General features: G+C 74.7%; 14 protein-coding genes. 4 read left to right on the top strand and 10 right to left on the bottom strand.

Translation table 11 applies throughout. From position 1 onward, the window contains the following. Nucleotides 1-117 precede the first annotated feature (117 nt). The gene (locus ACZ6ZI_RS15190; RefSeq protein WP_469520290.1) at nucleotides 118-1,578 is read right to left on the bottom strand and encodes a penicillin-binding transpeptidase domain-containing protein; all 1,461 of its coding nucleotides are present in this window, start codon (nucleotides 1,576-1,578) and stop codon (nucleotides 118-120) included. After that, nucleotides 1,575-2,969 carry an FtsW/RodA/SpoVE family cell cycle protein gene (locus tag ACZ6ZI_RS15195; protein WP_469520293.1) on the bottom strand — a complete coding sequence of 465 codons (1,395 nt, stop codon included), beginning with the start codon at nucleotides 2,967-2,969 and terminating at the stop codon, nucleotides 1,575-1,577. The genes ACZ6ZI_RS15190 and ACZ6ZI_RS15195 overlap by 4 nt, the downstream gene beginning before the upstream one ends. Before the next feature lie 97 nt (nucleotides 2,970-3,066). Between ACZ6ZI_RS15195 and ACZ6ZI_RS15200 the strand changes: the two genes are divergently transcribed. Together ACZ6ZI_RS15200 and ACZ6ZI_RS15205 are read left to right on the top strand one after the other, a co-directional pair. Beyond that, nucleotides 3,067-3,462 (top strand): DUF6325 family protein, encoded by a 396-nt coding sequence (locus tag ACZ6ZI_RS15200; RefSeq protein ID WP_469520295.1) that lies wholly within the window; start codon nucleotides 3,067-3,069, stop codon nucleotides 3,460-3,462. Continuing rightward, entirely contained in the window at nucleotides 3,459-3,926 is a 468-nt protein-coding gene (locus tag ACZ6ZI_RS15205) for a hypothetical protein (protein WP_469520297.1), read from the top strand. The genes ACZ6ZI_RS15200 and ACZ6ZI_RS15205 overlap by 4 nt, the downstream gene beginning before the upstream one ends. Before the next feature lie 78 nt (nucleotides 3,927-4,004). Here ACZ6ZI_RS15205 and ACZ6ZI_RS15210 read toward each other — a convergent pair whose 3' ends face one another. Then, nucleotides 4,005-4,886, bottom strand: coding sequence for an aminoglycoside phosphotransferase family protein (locus tag ACZ6ZI_RS15210; RefSeq protein ID WP_469520597.1), 882 nt, complete (start codon nucleotides 4,884-4,886; stop codon nucleotides 4,005-4,007). A gap of 228 nt (nucleotides 4,887-5,114) precedes the next feature. Between ACZ6ZI_RS15210 and ACZ6ZI_RS15215 the strand changes: the two genes are divergently transcribed. Then, nucleotides 5,115-6,410, top strand: a complete 1,296-nt coding sequence (locus ACZ6ZI_RS15215; protein WP_469520299.1) for a C40 family peptidase — start codon at nucleotides 5,115-5,117, stop codon at nucleotides 6,408-6,410. On the opposite strand, the gene ACZ6ZI_RS15220 is transcribed toward ACZ6ZI_RS15215, so the two are convergent. From ACZ6ZI_RS15220 to ACZ6ZI_RS15240, 5 genes are all read right to left on the bottom strand, one after another. Beyond that, nucleotides 6,407-7,666 carry a styrene monooxygenase/indole monooxygenase family protein gene (locus ACZ6ZI_RS15220; protein ID WP_469520302.1) on the bottom strand — a complete coding sequence of 420 codons (1,260 nt, stop codon included), beginning with the start codon at nucleotides 7,664-7,666 and terminating at the stop codon, nucleotides 6,407-6,409. The two genes, ACZ6ZI_RS15215 and ACZ6ZI_RS15220, sit on opposite strands and share 4 nt — an antisense overlap. A 117-nt stretch (nucleotides 7,667-7,783) precedes the next feature. Then, nucleotides 7,784-8,410, bottom strand: a complete 627-nt coding sequence (locus ACZ6ZI_RS15225) for a GTP-binding protein (RefSeq protein WP_469520305.1) — start codon at nucleotides 8,408-8,410, stop codon at nucleotides 7,784-7,786. Beyond that, nucleotides 8,391-8,774 carry a DUF742 domain-containing protein gene (locus ACZ6ZI_RS15230; protein WP_363053270.1) on the bottom strand — a complete coding sequence of 128 codons (384 nt, stop codon included), beginning with the start codon at nucleotides 8,772-8,774 and terminating at the stop codon, nucleotides 8,391-8,393. The genes ACZ6ZI_RS15225 and ACZ6ZI_RS15230 overlap by 20 nt, the downstream gene beginning before the upstream one ends. Beyond that, complete coding sequence (locus tag ACZ6ZI_RS15235; protein ID WP_363053269.1) at nucleotides 8,771-9,250, bottom strand: roadblock/LC7 domain-containing protein; 480 nt, start codon at nucleotides 9,248-9,250, stop codon at nucleotides 8,771-8,773. Before ACZ6ZI_RS15235 ends, ACZ6ZI_RS15230 begins: the two co-directional genes overlap by 4 nt. Continuing rightward, nucleotides 9,247-12,381 (bottom strand): sensor histidine kinase, encoded by a 3,135-nt coding sequence (locus tag ACZ6ZI_RS15240; RefSeq protein WP_469520309.1) that lies wholly within the window; start codon nucleotides 12,379-12,381, stop codon nucleotides 9,247-9,249. The genes ACZ6ZI_RS15235 and ACZ6ZI_RS15240 overlap by 4 nt, the downstream gene beginning before the upstream one ends. A gap of 378 nt (nucleotides 12,382-12,759) precedes the next feature. Between ACZ6ZI_RS15240 and ACZ6ZI_RS15245 the strand changes: the two genes are divergently transcribed. Then, nucleotides 12,760-13,533 (top strand): protein phosphatase 2C domain-containing protein, encoded by a 774-nt coding sequence (locus ACZ6ZI_RS15245; RefSeq protein ID WP_469520312.1) that lies wholly within the window; start codon nucleotides 12,760-12,762, stop codon nucleotides 13,531-13,533. A gap of 13 nt (nucleotides 13,534-13,546) precedes the next feature. Here the strand turns inward: ACZ6ZI_RS15245 and ACZ6ZI_RS15250 are convergent, their stop codons facing one another. Beyond that, entirely contained in the window at nucleotides 13,547-13,987 is a 441-nt protein-coding gene (locus ACZ6ZI_RS15250) for a MarR family winged helix-turn-helix transcriptional regulator (RefSeq protein WP_363053266.1), read from the bottom strand. 171 nt (nucleotides 13,988-14,158) lie between these two features. Then, entirely contained in the window at nucleotides 14,159-16,555 is a 2,397-nt protein-coding gene (lon, locus tag ACZ6ZI_RS15255; protein WP_469520316.1) for an endopeptidase La, read from the bottom strand. Nucleotides 16,556-16,656 lie beyond the last annotated feature (101 nt).

Here is a 16,656-nt window from a genome sequence, read left to right on the forward strand (position 1 = left end):
CGGTGCCGCGCCGGTCCGTGCGGTGCCGCACCGTGCCGCGCCGGTCCGTGCGGTGCCGTCCGCCCGCGAGGCCCCGCGGGCGGACGGCGTTCCCCCACGGCCGACCCTCGGCGGGGGTCAGCCGGTCCTCAGGGCGGCCTCCATGACCGCGCGCGCGATGGGCGCCGCCGCGCTGTTGCCGCTGATGTCCCGGCGGTCGGCCGCCGCGTCCTCGACCACCACGGCGACCGCCACGGCCGGCTGCGGCGCGCCCTCGGCCCTGGCCCAGGCGATGAACCAGGCGTACGGGGTGCCGGCGTTGCCCACGCCGTGCTGCGCGGTGCCGGTCTTCCCCCCGACGACGGCGCCGGGGATGGCGGCGTTGCGTCCGGTGCCGTCCTCGACGACCTGCACCATCAGCTCCTGCATCCGCAGTGCCGTCGCCGGGCTCATGGCGCGACCCAGCGTCCGCTGGTCGGTGCGGCGGACCGGGGAGCCGTCGTCCCGGGTGGTGCGGTCGACGAGGTGGGGGGTGCGCAGCTCTCCCCCGTTGGCGACGGCGGCCGCCACCATCGCCATCTGAAGGGGGGTCGCCCTCGTGTTGAACTGCCCGATCGAGGAGAGGGCCAGTTGGTCCCGGCTCATGTCCGTGTCGAAGCCGGACCGGGAGACCCACGACGGAACCCGCAGGCCGGCGTCGTTGAACCCGAAGCGCTCGGCCGCCTCCACCATCCGTCGCAGCCCCACCTGGACCCCGATCTTCGCCATCACCGTGTTGCAGGACCACCGCACGGCCTCCGCCATGGAGGCGTCCTCGCAGCCGGTGCCCGCGTTCGGCAGCAGGGTGTGGGTGCCGGGCAGCGGGTACGGGTCGGGGGTGCGGGTCGGGGCGTCCACGTCGGTGACCACGCCCGCGTCCAGCGCCGCGGCCGCCGTCACGATCTTGAAGGTGGAGCCCGGCGGGTACGTCTCGCGCAGCGCCCGGTTCAGCATGGGCCGGGCCGGGTCGGCGTTCAGCCGCTCCCAGGTCGCCTTGACCCGCGATCCGGTGCCCGACAGCAGGCCCGGATCGTACGAGGGGCTGCTGACCAGCGCCAGGATCCGGCCCGTCGCCGGCTCCAGCGCGGCCACCGCCCCGCGCTTGCCGCCGAGCCCCCGGTAGGCGGCCTCCTGGAGGGCGGCCCGCACGGTGGTCGCCGCGTCGCCGCCGCCGGGGCGGCCGCGGGACAGCTCGTACCAGAGCGGGAAGGCCGACAGCGCCGGGTCGTCCCCGGCGAGGACCGCGTCCTCGGCGCGCTCGACGAAGCTGGTCCCGTAGGTCTGGGAGGAGAAGCCGGTGACGGGCGCGTAGAGCGGGCCGTTGACGTAGGTCCGCTCGTGGCGCAGCAGTTGGCCGCTGTCGCGGGAGCCGGTGACGGGTCTGCCGTCGACCAGGATGTCGCCGCGCGGTTCGGCGTACCGGGCGACGGCCGGGCGCTTGTTGGCGGGGTTCGCCCCGTAGGCGGCGGCCTCCCAGACCTGCACCCGGGCCACGTTGACGAGCAGGGCGAGCAGCAGCAGGGCGCAGAAGTACGCGCACCAGCGGATGTAGCGGATCACTCGACCCCCTCCCGCTCGGGGCGGGGTCTGCGGGCGCTGTCGCTGAGCCGGACCAGCAGCGCGACGATGATCCAGTTGGTGACGACGGAGGAGCCGCCCTGGGCCAGGAAGGGCATGGCCATGCCGGTCAGCGGGATGAGCCCGGTGACGCCGCCGGCGATCACGAACACCTGGAGGGCGATGATCGAGGCGAGTCCGGTGGCGAGGAGGCGGCCGAAGGGGTCGCGCAGGGCGAGGCCGGCGCGGAAGCCGCGGGAGACGAGCAGGCCGTAGAGGAGCAGGATCGCCGTCAGGCCGACGAGGCCGAGTTCCTCGCCGGCGGTGGCGAGGACGAAGTCGGACTTGGCGGCGAAGCCGATGAGGAAGGACTGGCCGTGTCCGAGTCCGGCGCCGAGCAGGCCGCCGGCGCCGAAGGCGAAGAGGGACTGGGCGAGCTGGCCGGGGCCTTCGCCGCGCTCGATGGAGGCGAAAGGATTCAGCCAGTCGTCGACGCGGCTGTTCACGTGGGGTTCGAAGGTTCCGACGGCGTAGGCGCCGAGGGCGGCGAGCAGCAGGCCGATGGCGATCCAGCCGATCCGGCCGGTGGCCGTGAACAGCATGATCACGAAGAGGCCGAAGAAGAGGAGCGAGGTACCGAGGTCCCGTTCCAGGACCAGCAGCCCGACGCTGAGCAGCCAGATCGCCAGGATCGGGCCGAGGACCCGGCCGGGCAGCAGCCGCAGCCTCCAGAACAGGAGGCGGCCGGTGAGGGCGAGGGCGGTGCGGTTCGCGGCGAGGTAGGCGGCGAAGAACACCGCGAGCAGGATCTTGGCGAACTCCCCCGGCTGGAAGGAGAGGCCGGCGAACCGGATCCAGATGTGGGCGCCGTTGACCGCCGGGAAGAACACGGGGACGAGCATCAGGGCGAGGGCGACGGTGACGGCGAGGTAGGCGTAGCGCTGGAGGACGCGGTGGTCGCGCAGGAGGCCGACGACGAGCACGAAGAGCGTCACGCCGAGCGCGGACCACCGCAGCTGGTCGCCGGCGCCGCTCTCGCCGGGGGTGGCCAGGTCCAGGCGCTGGATGAGGACGAGGCCGAGGCCGTTGAGCAGGACGGCGATGGGGAGCAGCAGCGGGTCGGCGTGGGCGGCCCGGAGTCGGACGGCGAGGTGGGCCAGCAGCGCGGCGACGCCGAGGCCGGCCGCGTAGGGGGCGACGGGGCGGGGGGCGGGAGCGGGGGCGCCGGGGCCGGGCGCGGGGGCGCCGGCGGCGAGGCCGACGTAGACGTGGCCCAGTACGGAGATCAGGACCGCGCCGACGAGGAGGGTCAGCTCGATGCCGCGCCGCTTGGGGGCGCGGGCGGGGGGCGGGAGCGGAGCGGGTTCCGCCACCTTCGCCGTCAGAGCGGTCATGGGGGAAACGTAGCAAGGGTGAGGCGAGTATGTCCGGTTATGTCATAGTGTGCCGAAGAGTCGTCAGAAACGGTCAGGAGTGAGGGAGCCCCGCCCCATGGGACCTGTGGAGTTCATCGTCCTCGCCTTCCCCGAGGAGCAGCTGCGGGTCCCGGCGGTCGAGGCCGTCATGGGGCTGAGGAAGACGGGCGTGGTGCGCCTGATCGACGGCCTCGTCGCGACGAAGACGGCCGCGGGAGAGGTACTGGCCGCCGAGTTCGACGAGTTCGTGGAGCTACGGGGCATCCTGGCCGGCCGTGACGCGGCCCGGCTCATCGGCCCCGAGGACGTCCGGGAGGCGGCGGAGCTGCTGGAACGCGGCAGCTGCGCGCTGCTGCTGGTGGTCGAGCACGTGTGGGCGCAGGACGCGGCGGTGGCCGTACGGGCGGCCGGCGGGCGGATCGTGGGCTCGGTGCGGATCCCCGCGGAGCGGGTGGGGGCGGGGGCGGCGTGAGCGCGAGCGGCGGCGGCGCGGGACGCGTCCTGTTCATCCGGCCGGTGGGCGCGAAGGTCGCGGCGGCGACCCGCGCCCCGGGCGGGCCACTGCTGCGGGGCCTGCTGCGCAGGGCGGCGGGGGCCGCGGAGTGGGGTGAGGCCGAGGACCGGGAGGAGGGCCGCGCCGAGGTCCTGGCGGAGGCGCTCGCCAAGGACGAGGCCGAGGCCCTGGCGGACGCGGCGCGCTACGAGGACCCCTTCCCGGAGCCCGCGCCGTGGGAGGAGGTCGAGCCGCCCCCGTCGGCGAGCCCCGCGCGGCGCCCGGCGGAGCGGGAGCGCCCGGTGGCCGAACACCCGGCGCCCGAACACCCGGCGCCCGAACACCTGGTGGCGGAGCTGACCCAACTGGCCGACCTCGCCCGCGAGGGCCTGTTGACCCCGGAGGAGTTCACGCGGGCGAAGGAACTCCTGTTGGGGCGGTAGCGGGCCCCGGGGGCGGTTCGAACCGGACGCGCCGGCCACCGCGGAAGCGGGTGGCGCACCCCGGGAGGCGGGGGCGGTTCAGAGGGCGTCGGCGAGGACCTGCGCGACCGCGCGGTGGGCGACGGCGGCCAGGACGGGGTTGGTGAGGCGGTAGGAGTGCTCGGCGGTGAGGCCGAAGGCCAGGGCCCAGCCTCGCCCCCGGGCCCAGGTGGCGTCGTCCACCTCGACCGCCTCCCGGAACGCGCCGCGGGTCTCGGGCGTCAGCAGGGTCCAGGCGGCCATCGTGTCGCAGGCGGGATCGCCGACGCCCACGCAGCCGAAGTCGATGACGGCGGCGAGCCGGCCCTCCCGACCCAGGAGGTTGCCCGGCAGGAGGTCGCCGTGGAGCCAGGCGGGGGCGCCCTCCCACTGCGGGAGACCGAGGGTCTCCTCCCACACCGCGTCGGCCGCGTCCGCGTCGAGGACGCCGTCGGCCCCCAGGTCCCGGATCGCGGCCCGGACCCCGGCGTCCCGCGCGGCGACCGGCCCTCCCCGGAAGGACCGCGGCCCGCCGGTCGTGTCGATCCGCCGCAGCGCGGCGACGAAACGGCCCAGCTCGACCGCCGCGCCGCTCAGGTCCGTCAGGGGCGCGTCGTAGAGGTCCTCGCCGTCCAGCCATCCGTAGACCGACCACGGGAAGGCGAAGCCCTCACCGGGGACGCCCGCCCCCACCGGCGCCGGAACGGCCAACGGGAGGTGCGGCGCGAGCCGCGGCAACCAGCGGTTCTCCCGGGCCACTTGGTCCACGGAGCCGGGAACGCGCGGCAGGCGCACGGCCAGGCGCGAACCCAGCCGGTACATCGCGTGGTCCGTGCCCGCGGACCGCACCGCGGTGACGGGCAGGTCCGCCCACTGCGGGAACTGCGCGGCGACCAGCCGCTCGACGAGGGCCTCGTCGATGTCGACCTCGTCGGCATGCATCCTCACGCCGGCTCCCTCCCTTCCTCGGCACCGGAGCCGGCAGCGTAATCGGATCCCCGCCCGGCCTTCCAGAGGATTTCGGGCGGCCCCACGGACGCTCACCGACCCCTCCCGGGCCCCTCCCGGCCTCCTCCCGCCCCCATCCGGGTGAGAGCGTCCACCCCGCCGGCCCGGGTCGGCCGCTCGTGGCGTGGGGCGTGGAAACATCGGGCCCCACGGAGGGATTACATGACAAAACGACTATTGCGGGTCGCCTGTCTCGTCACGCTCCTCGTCGCCGCCGGCCCCCCGGCCGCCGTACGGGCCGACCCCGCCCCCGCCCCGACCCCGACGCCTTCCCCGACGCCCGCCGCCACCGCGCCCACCGCCCCCGCGGCCGGCACCCCCGCGACCACCCCCGCCGCCGGCTCCGCTCCCGTGACGGAATCCGTCGGGGAGCTGCTGACCCGGTTGCAGGGGCTGTACCAGAAGGCGGAGGAGGCCACCGAGGCCTACAACGCCACCGAGGTGGCGCTCACGGCGCGGCAGGACGAGGAGCGGCGCCTCACCACCGAGCTCGGGCGGGCCCGTACGGCCCTGGGCACGGAGCGCGCTGCCGCCGGACGGTTGGCCCGCGAGCAGTACCAGGGCGCGCAGGGGTTCTCGCCGTACCTGCGGATGCTGCTCTCCGGCGACCCCCAGCAGGCCGTCGACCAGCGGCGGCTCGCCGCCCGCGAGGGGGCCCGGCGGGCCGGGGTCGTGGCCCGGCTGGAGCGGGGCGAGCAACGGGCCGACGTCCTGGCGGCCGGGGCGCGCAAGGCCCTGGACGCCGAGCGGTCGTTGGCGGCCGAGCGCAAGCGGCGGCAGGTCGAGGTGGCCGGGCGGCTCAAGGAGGTGGAGGCGCTGCTGGCGGCGCTGACCCCGGAGCAGTTGCGGGGGCTCGGGGCGCGCGAGGCGGCGGTGACGGCGGGGGCCCAGCGGGAGTTGCTGGGCTCCGGGCGGCTGCCGGCCCGGACCGGGACGCCGACGGCGGCGGGCGGCGCGGCCCTGCGCTACGCGGCGCGCCAGATCGGCAAGCCGTACGTGTGGGGCGCGGAGGGACCGGCGTCCTTCGACTGTTCCGGGTTGACCTCCCGGGCGTGGGAGGAGGCGGGGCGTGCCATCCCGCGGACCAGCCAGGAGCAGTGGGCGCGGTTGCCCCGGGTGCCGCTGGACGAGCTGCGGCCCGGGGACCTGGTGGTGTACTTCCCGAAGGCCACGCACGTGGCCCTGTACGTCGGCGACGGCAAGGTGATCCAGGCTCCGCGTCCGGGGGCCCGGGTGAAGGTCTCCCCCATCGCGGCGAACCCGCTGCTGGGGGCGGTGCGCCCGGATCCGGAGGGCGAGCCGCTGACGGAGTTCACCCCGCCGCCGCTGCCGGGGGCCGCGACTGCGGGGGACGATTCCGGTTACTCGGCCGAGGAGGCGCCGGAGCCCGCCGAGGAGGCCGCCGCCCGGTCCGCCGCCCGGGCCGGCACCCGGTCCGACAGCGAGGACGACGCCTAGGCGGACACCTGGACCGCCACCGAGGCCGACACCTCGGCGAGGTAGTCCGCCGCGTCCTCGGGGTCGTAGAAGTAGGCGTTGAAGTCGGCCGGGTTGTCGAAGCCGTTGGCGAATCGATCCGCCACCCGCTGGTGCTCCCCGGCCGCCCGGATCAGGTCGAGGACGTGCCTCGGCGGGGTGCCCAGCATCGTGTTGGTCCAGTCGGTGACGTGCTTGCCGGTCGTGAACCAGAACTTGTCGAAGGTGGCCTTCATCCACGCCTCGTCGAACGGCTTGTCGCCGTGCATGAGGATCGAGGAGAGGTACGAGGCCGCGCACTTGGCCGCCGCGTTCGTGCCCTGGTTGGTGATCGGGTCGTTGGCCACCACCACGTCGCCGACGCCCAGGACGAGGCCCCCGCCGGGCAGCCGGCCGACCGGCTTGCGCACGACCGGCGCGTAGCGGCCCGCCAGCGTGCCACCCGCGTCGGTCAGCTCGACCCCGGTGGCGCGCTCGTACTCCCAGGGGGTGAACCTCTCCATCAGGTCGAGCGTCAGCTCCAGGTGCTCGGAGGGGTCGTTGACCCCCCGGAACACATCGAGCGGGCCGCCCGGCACGCCCTCCCAGAACAGGATGTCCGCCCGGCCCGAGGTGGTCAGGGTCGGCATGACGAACAGCTCGCCGACGCCCGGGACCAGGTTGCAGCGGACGGTCTCCGCGTCGGGGTGCTCGGGGCGCGGCCGCAGTCCGCGCACGTAGGAGACGGCCAGCGCGCGCTGGGGGGCCGCGTACGGGGAGCGGGCGGGGTCCCGGTCGAAGAGGGAGACCAGCTCGCCCTTGCCGGCGGCGACGAGCACCAGGTCGTAGGTGCGGGAGAAGTAGTCGAGGTCGGCCACGGAGGCGCCGTGGATGACCAGCTGTCCGCCGCGCTGGGTGAACACGTCCAGCCAACCGGCCATCTTCAGGCGCTGGTCGACGGATTGCGCGGGGCCCTTGAGGCGGCCGAGCCAGTCGACGGCGCGGGAGGCGTCGGGGGCGGCGACGGAGAAGCCGAGGCCGCGGATCGACGGGGCCTGGCGCTCCCAGAAGTTCAGCCGGAGGTCGCGCTCGTGCCGGAGGGCGGAGTCGAACATGACCTGCGTGGACATGACCCGACCGGTGCGGATCTCGTCCGCCGTCCGGTTGGACATGAGGGTGACCTCGTAGTCCTTCGCCTGGAGGCCGAGGGCCAGCTGAAGGCCGGACTGGCCCGCCCCCACGACAAGAATCCTGCGCATTTCACGTTCTCCATCCGGACCGCGCCGGGGAGGACGGCGGCGGCTTCGAGTGTCGCTACGGCTTCGACTTCGACTACGGCTCGGCTACGACTACGGCACGGCTACGGCACGGCTCGGCTATTCGGGGGTGCTGTCCAGCGCGTGGCCCACCAGCGTCAGCAGGGACTCCACGACCGTGTCGCGGCGCCGCGCGTCCATGATCACGACGGGGACCTCGGCGGGGATGGTCAGCGCCTCCCGCACGTCCTCGACGGCGTAGGAGCGCGAGCCCTCGAAGTGGTTGACGGCGACGGCGTAGGGGAGCCCGCAGCTCTCGAAGTAGTCCAGCGCGGGGAAGCAGTCGCGCAGCCGGCGGGTGTCGGCCAGGACGAGCCCGCCGATGGCGCCGCGGACGAGGTCGTCCCACATGAACCAGAACCGCTCCTGGCCCGGCGTCCCGTACACGTACAGCACGAGGTCGTCGGCGAGGGTGATGCGGCCGAAGTCCATGGCGACGGTCGTCGTGCTCTTGTCCGGGGTCCCGCTCAGGTCGTCCGTGGGAGCGCCGGCCTGGGTCATCACCGCCTCGGTGCGCAGCGGGGCGATCTCCGAGACGGAGGACACGAAGGTGGTCTTGCCGACGCCGAAGCCGCCGGCGACGAGCACCTTGACGGCCACGGGCGCGCGGGAGCGGTCGTACTGCCAGGGCTGGACGGGTTCGTCGTCCAGGAGGGCGGCGGCCGATTCAGAGACGGCGAAGACCACTGAGCACCCTTTCCAGCAGTGCGCGCTCGGGGCGGCCGGAGCCCTGCCCCGTGCCGTAGACGCGTACGCGGCCCTGGTCGGAGAGGTCGCTGACGAGGACCCGGACGACGCCGAGCGGCAGCTTCAGCAGGGCGGATATCTCGGCGATGGTCCGCATCCGGCGGCACACCTCGACGATGGCGCGCATCTCGGGCATGCGGTCGGGCGTCTTGGCCGGGCCGCTGTCCAGGGTGGCGACGAACGTCTCCACCCGCAGGACCTGCGTGAAGCGGGTGCGACCGCCCGTGAGGGAGTACGGGCGGACGCGGGCGGGGCGCCGGTCGGCGCCGCGTATCGGCAGCCGGTCGGAGGCCGTACTCCTCACGGGGTCTTCTCCATCGACTGGCGCAGCTCACTGCGGACTTCGGGGGTCAGGACGTGGCCGGCACGGCCCACGAACAGGGCCATGTGGTAGGCGACGACGCTCATGTCGCAGTCGGGCGTGGCGTGCACGCCCAGCAGGGAGCCGTCGCTGATGGCCATGACGAAGACGGAGCCGTGCTCCATCGCGACCATGGTCTGCTTGACGGAGCCGAACTCCATGAGGGCGGCCGCGCCGGTGGTGAGGCTGCCGAGCCCGGAGACGATGGTGGCGAGGTCGGCGGAGGCTCCGCGCGGGCCCTTGGGGCGGCCCTCGTCGGCGGGCCGCGCCGCTCCTGGTTCGGAGGAGAGCAGCAGCAGCCCGTCCGAGGACACGACGGCCACGGAGTTGACCCCGGGCACCTCCTCGACCAGGTCGGTCAGCAGCCACTGCAGGTTGCGGGCCTGGGTGCTCAGTCCGTACGTACTGGGCGCGGTCATGTGCGTGCCTCCTGTGCGGTGTCCCCCTGGTCGGTCTGCCCCTGCCCCTGGTCCTGCGCGAGTTCGGCGGCCACGACGCGCCGCCCGTCCTGGGCGCCCTGGTAGAAGCCGCCGAGCCGGCGGCGCAGTTCCTCGGCGTCCACGCGGCGCGGCGCCTCGGGTCGGGCCGCGGCGGGGCGGGCGACGGGGGCCTTCGAGGCACGGGGGGTGCGCTTGGGCAGGCCCTTGTCGGTGACGGCCTCGGCGTCGTGGCCGGGGTGGCTGCCCTGACGCGGGACGAAGCCGTCGTCGGCGTCGGCGGCGCGCCGGTGGGCGGGCTGCTCGACGTCGGGGACGGGGATGGTGAGGGTCGGCTCGTCGACCTCGGCGGCGGCCGGGGCGGGCTCCGCCGGGGGCAGGACCGCGTCCTCGAAGGCCTCGGCCAGCGGGACCACCCTGGCCTGCTCCTCGGGCACCTGGTGGGGCTCGACGGGCTCGGGGGTCGGCTCGGGGGCGTCGGGGTCGGGCACGACGCGGGCGAGGAGTTCCTCGGCGGCGTCGGCGACGGCCTCCGGGGCGGGGTCGGTCGTGGGCTCGGGGGCCGGCTCCGGCTCCGGGTCCGGGTCGGCGAGGGTCCCGGCGGGCGCGGCGGCCTCGGGGGCGAGCGCGGTGAAGACCTGGTCCGCGGGCGGCAGCGCCTCGCCGTCGGCGGGCTCCTCGGCCCGCACGGCGGCCTCGTCGGCGTCATCGGCCTCGGTCGCGGCCCGCGCGGCGTCCTCCCGCGCGCCCCGGGCGAGCACGGAGTCCAGGTCCATGCCCAGGTCCATGCCGAGGTCGGCTTCGAGGTCCGTACCCGGGTCGGCGTCGAGGTCGGACGCGGCGTCGGCTTCGAGTTCGGACGCGGCGTCGACTTCGGCGTCGACTTCGGCTTCGGCGCGGGGCGCGGACGGGTCGGCGTCGGGCGTCTCGACCGGCGTCTCGACCGGCGTCTCGGGCTGCGGGCGCAGCCGCGGCGGGAGGGTGTTCTCGTTGGCCTCGGCGACCACGCCGGGCAGCTGGTAGGCGGGCAGGCCCGTCACGTCCAGGCTGTGCAGCGGGGAGGCCGGCGGGGTGGTCGGGAGCAGGGCGGCGGGGATGACGACCAGGGCCTCGGTGCCGCCGTGTTCCCCGGCGCGCAGCTCGGCGGTGACGCCGTGGCGGGCGGCGAGGCGGCCGGCGACGTAGAGGCCGAGTCCGAGTCCGTGTTCGGCTTCGGGTTCCTCGTCGTAGGCGTCGGGGGTGGCCAGGCGCTCGTTGAGGGAGGCGAGGCGGTCCTCGGTGACGCCGATGCCGGTGTCGACGACGGACAGGACCACGTCGCCGGAGTCCCGGAGCCGGCCGGAGACCTTCACCTTGGCGTCCGGCGGGGAGAAGGTGGTGGCGTTCTCCAGCAGCTCCGCGAGGACGTGCGAGATGTCGTCGGCGGCGTGGCCGGCGACCTGCGTGTACGAGGGGAGCTCGGTGAGGTCGACGCGCTCGTAGCGCTCGATCTCGCTGACGGCGGCCCGCATGACGTCGACCAGCGCGACGGGCAGGCTCTGGCCGTGGCCGTGTTCCTGTCCGGCGAGGACGAGCAGGTTCTCGTTGTGGCGGCGCATGACGGTCGCCAGGTGGTCCAGCTTGAAGAGGGTGGCGAGCCGGTCGGGGTCGCCCTCCTTCGACTCCAGCTCCTCGATGACCGCGAGCTGGCGTTCGACCAGGCCGAGGGTGCGCAGGGAGAGGGAGACGGAGGTGGTGGACATGACGCGGCGGTGCTCTTCGAGGCTCGCGCGCAGTTCGGCGAGTTCGGCCTCCATGGCGGCGCGGCCGGAGGCGAGTTCGTTCTCCAGGGCCTCGCGGCCCGAGGCGAGGGCCTCGTTGCGGCCGATGAGGCGGCGGCGGTCGGCGTCGAGGCCGGCGACGCGGGTGTGCAGGGCGACGGTCTGGTCGCGGACCGCGTTCAGGTGGCGCACGACCTCGGCGAACTCGTCGTTGCGGCCGGTGAACCGGACGGGCTCGACGGAGCCCTCGGGGGTGGTCAGGCGTTCGGCGCCGCGCCGCAGGACCGACAGGGGTCGGGTCAGGGAGCGGGCGATGGCGGTGGAGAAGCCGACGACGAAGAGGAACAGGACGCCGAGTCCGGCGACGAGGAGCTCCAGTCGGGTGACGTCGTCGTCGCGCAGGGTGGCGAGGGCGGTCGCGCGCTCGCCGGCGAGGGTGGCCTCGACGGACCGCATGCGGTCGACGCGGGCGGTGAGGGCGGTGCCGACGGCGCCGGCGTCGACCTTGCGGTCGGCGGGGGTCAGCACGGGCCGGTCGGTGAGCCGCTTGAGGTAGTCCTCGGCGGTCTTGACCTCGGGGCCGGTGACGGTGGCGGCGAGGGTCTGGCGCACGTCGGGGCGCGCGGCGCGCGCGAAGTCGTCGAGGGCGGCCTGTTCGCGGACGCGGGCCCGCTGGGAGGCGGTGGTGAGCTCGTCGACGATCGCGGAGTTCGGGGGTGTTTCGCCGCGGGGGACGGCCAGCGCGGCGAGCAGCAGTCCGCGGGTGGCGGCGGCCTGTTCCACGGCCCGGCCCAGGGGGGCCAGGGGGCGGGTGACGGCGAGGGCGTCCTCGGCGCGCGGCGGGGTGAGTTCGGCGAGCCGGTCGCCGGGGGCCAGGAGTTCGTCCATGAGCCCGGCGTAGGCCTGGTGGGCGGCGAGGGCGCCGCCCTTGCCGTCGACGGCCTCGGCGCGGACCGCGGCCACCTTGCCGAGGGCGCGGGTGAGGTCCTCGTCGGCCTCGGGGCGGAGTTCGCCGATCTGCCGGTCGGTCCGACCGGTGCGCTCGTCGACGGGCGCCTTGGCGCCGCCGGGGCGTCCCTTGGCCACGTAGTCGACGACGGCGTCGCGCTCGTCGCCGAGGAGGTGGGCGAGGGTGAGGGCCTGCTGCGACTGCTGCGCGAGGGTGACCAGGCGCTGGGAGTCGTTCAGTTCCCTCGTGGCGGAGACGACGGCGGGGGTGCCTGCCGCGAGGACGGTGAGTCCGGCGACGGCCACTCCGACCACCAGTCGACTGCGGACGCGTACGCGTCTTCCTGCCTGGGCGGGAACGTCGGCGCTGGCGGTGCCGTTCTTCCGAGACCGCTTCTTCTGCACCGGTGCTCGCAATCCTGTACGTGTGCTCGTGCTCGTCTACTCGTGTGGCCGAGGTAACGGCCGGTCAACAAGTAAACGCCCCCTGCCCCCTCGTACCGCCTCAGACCTTCGCAGTGTGTTGGGAGGAGAGCCGCACATCGCCCACCCGGCCACTCGAAGGAGTGAACATCACGGAGGAGTGGCCGACCAACTCGGACATCCCGTGTCAGGGGCCCGTCGTGGACGGGCGGTTGAAACATCGAGCCGGCCTTTGGCAATATGCGCGCCCACATCGCGATCGGACCGCGGGTAACGCCGTCCCCGGGGGCACCCCCACCCCCCCGCATATTGGTCCGGACCATTCGGTCCGTACGGGGCTCCGGCGGGGAGAATGTCCCCATGCGCATCGACCTGGCCACGGCCCCCGGCGACCCGGAACGCCCCAACGAGGATTGGGTGTCGGCCGCGACACCTGCGCCGGGAGGCGGCGTCCTGGTCGTCCTCGACGGGGTGACGCCCCCGCGCGGCGGCGACGGATGCGTCCACGGCGTGCCCTGGTTCTCGACGCGGCTCGGCGGCCGATTGACCGAACTGTCCGGATCGCGGCGGGACATGCCCCTGGACCGCGTGCTCGCCGAGGCCATCACGGACACCGCCGACGCCCACCGCGAAACCTGTGACCTTTCTCACGTCCGCACTCCGCAGGCGACGGTCGTGATGGTCCGCTGGGACGCCGCGTACGTGGAGCACCTCGTCCTCTCCGATTCCGTGCTCCTGCTGCGCGGGCCCGACGGGGAGGTCACCGCGGTGCTCGACGACCGGCTCGACCGGATCCCCTCCCGGGTGCTGCGCTCCACGCGGGACACCGACGCGCTGCGCAACGCGGACGGCGGCTTCTTCACGGCGGCGGCGGACCCGGCGGTGGCGGACCGGGCGGTGACCGGGCGCACCCCGCGGGCCCGGGTGCGGGCGGTGGCCGCCCTCACGGACGGGGCGAGCCGCTGGACGGACACCTTCGCGGAGGGCGGCTGGGCCGCGTGTCTGGACGTGCTGCGCAAGGAGGGCGCACAGGGGCTGATCGGGCGGGTCCGCGCCCTCGAATCCGATCCGCTGCGCCCGCCGGCGCGGGGCAAGCGGCACGACGACGCCTCGGTGGTCTACGCGGAGCTCTGAGCGCCCGCGGGCCCTACTCCTCGCCGGAGTTCAACTGGCGCAGGAGCCTCGCCAGTTCCGCCACCTCGCCGCGGTCCCAGTCGGCGAGCTTGCGCATGTACTGCTCGCGCCGGGCGCCCCGGACCCGCAGGAAGCGCTCCCGGCCCTCGGCGGTGAGCCCGACGAGGAAGGCACGGCCGTCGGCCGGGTCCGGCTCGCGGGCCACCAGGCCGAGCACCTCCAGGGCGCGCAGCTGGCGGCTCATGGTGGCCTTGCCGACGCCGAAGTAGGCGGCGAGCTCGGTGGCCCGTTGGCGGCCGGCGGCCTCCAGCCGGACGAGGAGCCCGTACGCGGCCGGCTCCAGCTCGGGGTGCAGCGCGCGGGCCATCTCGCCGGAGGAGGCCCGGGCCCGCCGGAGGAAGACGGACAGCTCCCGCTCCAGGGCAAGGAACTCCTGGTCTTCGCTCCCGTGCACGTCCCGCTCCGTTTCGTGGTGAGTGTCGGGTGGCGTGTGGCTTCCCCGTACGGGGTCAGTATTTCGCAGCGGGTACGCCGAGGGCCCGGGGCCCCGCCGAAGCGGGTTCCCGGGCCGGGTCCGTGGACGTGCCGCGCGCGCCCCTCGGGCCGCCGGCCGCCGCGGCGTGCCTCAGGCGGCCTTGGTGAAGGAGATCTCCGCCGGGGCGAGGGCGAGCTCCAACACCTGGCGCACGTCCGTCACGGGGTGTACCTCCAGTCCCTCCAGCACCTCGGCGGGGACGTCGTCGAGGTCCGCCTCGTTGCGCTTGGGGATGATCACGGTGGTCAGACCGGCCCGGTGCGCGGCGAGCAGCTTCTGCTTGACCCCGCCGATCGGCAGGACCCGTCCGGTCAGGGAGACCTCGCCGGTCATGGCGACGTCGGTGCGGACCGGGCGGCCCGAGAGCAGCGAGGCCAGGGCGGTGGTCATGGTGATGCCCGCGCTCGGACCGTCCTTGGGCACGGCCCCGGCCGGGAAGTGGATGTGCACGCCCCGGTCCTTCAGGTCGGCCACCGGGAGTTCCAGTTCGGCGCCGCGCGAGCGCAGGAAGCTGAGCGCGATCTGCGCCGACTCCTTCATGACGTCCCCGAGCTGACCGGTGAGGGTGAGCCCGGCGGCCCCGGTCTCGGGGTCGGCGAGGGAGGCCTCGACGAACAGCACGTCGCCGCCGGCGCCGGTCACGGCGAGGCCGGTGGCCACGCCGGGGACGGCCGTACGCCGCTCCGCCGGGTCCTGGGCGGACTCGGGGACGTGGTGCGGGCGTCCGATGAGGGCGCGCAGATCGCCCGCGCCGATGGTGAGGGGCAGCTCCCGTCGGCCCAGCTCGTGCTGGGAGGCCACCTTGCGCAGCAGGCGAGCCAGGGACCGCTCCAGGGTGCGCACGCCCGCCTCGCGGGTGTACTCGCCGGCGAGCCGGCGCAGGGCGTCGTCCTCCAGGGTGACCTCGTCGGCGCCGAGTCCGGCGCGCTCCAGCTGGCGGGGCAGGAGGTGGTCGCGGGCGATGACGACCTTCTCGTCCTCGGTGTAGCCGTCGAGCCGGACCAGCTCCATGCGGTCGGCGAGGGCCTCGGGGATGGCCTCCAGGACGTTGGCGGTGGCGAGGAAGACCACGTCGCTGAGGTCGAGCTCGACCTCCAGGTAGTGGTCGCGGAAGGTGTGGTTCTGCGCCGGGTCCAGGACCTCCAGGAGGGCGGCGGCCGGGTCGCCGCGGAAGTCGGAGCCGACCTTGTCGATCTCGTCGAGCAGGACGACCGGGTTCATGGACCCGGCCTCCTTGATGGCGCGGACGATGCGGCCGGGCAGCGCGCCGACGTAGGTGCGGCGGTGCCCGCGGATCTCGGCCTCGTCCCGGACGCCGCCGAGGGCGACGCGGACGAACTCGCGGCCCATGGCGTGCGCGACGGACTCCCCGAGGGAGGTCTTGCCGACGCCGGGCGGGCCGACGAGGGCGAGGACGGCGCCGCCCCTGCGGCCCCCGATCACGCCCATGCCGCGCTCGCCGCGCCGCTTGCGGACGGCGAGGTACTCGGTGATGCGGTCCTTGACGTCCCCCAGGCCCGCGTGTTCGGCGTCGAGGACGGCGCGGGCGCCGCGGATGTCGTAGCTGTCCTCGGTGCGCTCGTTCCAGGGCAGTTCGAGCACGGTGTCGAGCCAGGTGCGGATCCAGGAGCCCTCGGGGGACTGGTCGCTGGAGCGCTCCAGCTTGTCCACTTCCTTCAGGGCGGCCTCGCGGACCTTCTCGGGCAGGTCGGCGGCCTCGACGCGGGCGCGGTAGTCGTCGGACTCCTCGCCCTCCTTCTCGCCGCCCAGTTCGCGCAGCTCCTTGCGCACGGCCTCCAGCTGGCGGCGCAGGAGGAACTCGCGCTGCTGCTTGTCGACTCCGTCCTGGACGTCCTTGGCGATGGACTCGGCGACGTCCTGCTCGGCGAGGTGGTCGCTGAGGGCCTTGACGGCGAGGCGGAGACGGGCGACCGGGTCGGCGGTCTCCAGCAGCTCCACCTTCTGGGCGACGGTCAGGAACGGGGAGTAGCCGGAGTTGTCGGCGAGGGCCGACACCCCTTCGATCTGCTGGACCCGGTCGACGACCTGCCAGGCGCCGCGCTTCTTGAGCCAGCTGGTGGCGAGGGCCTTGTACTCCTTGACCAGCTCGGTCACCGAGCCCGGCAGGGGGTCGGGCAGGGGCTCCGCGGCGGTCTCCCCCTCGACCCAGAGGGCCGCGCCGGGGCCGGTGGTGCCGGCGCCGATGCGGACGCGGCCGCGGCCGCGGATCAGGGCCCCGGGGTCGCCGTCGGACAGCCGGCCGACCTGCTCGACGGTGCCGAGCACTCCGGTGCCCGCGTACGTGCCGTCGATGCGGGGCACGAGCAGGACCCGGGGCTTGCCCGTGCCCGCCGCCGCCTGCGCGGCCTCGACGGCGGCCCGCACCTCGGCGTCGGACAGGTCCAGCGGGACGACCATGCCGGGCAGCACGACCTCGTCGTCAAGCGGCAGCACGGGCAGAGTGAGCGTTACGGACGTCGAAGCCATGATCTTCCCTCCGGCAGTGAAGTTGAGCTATGCCGACTCAATGCTTCTGCGCCCGTCGATGTTCCCCGACGGCCGTTCGCCGGGGGCGAACGGCAGTTGAG

It is taken from the genome of Streptomyces sp. NPDC103540, assembly GCF_055584445.1.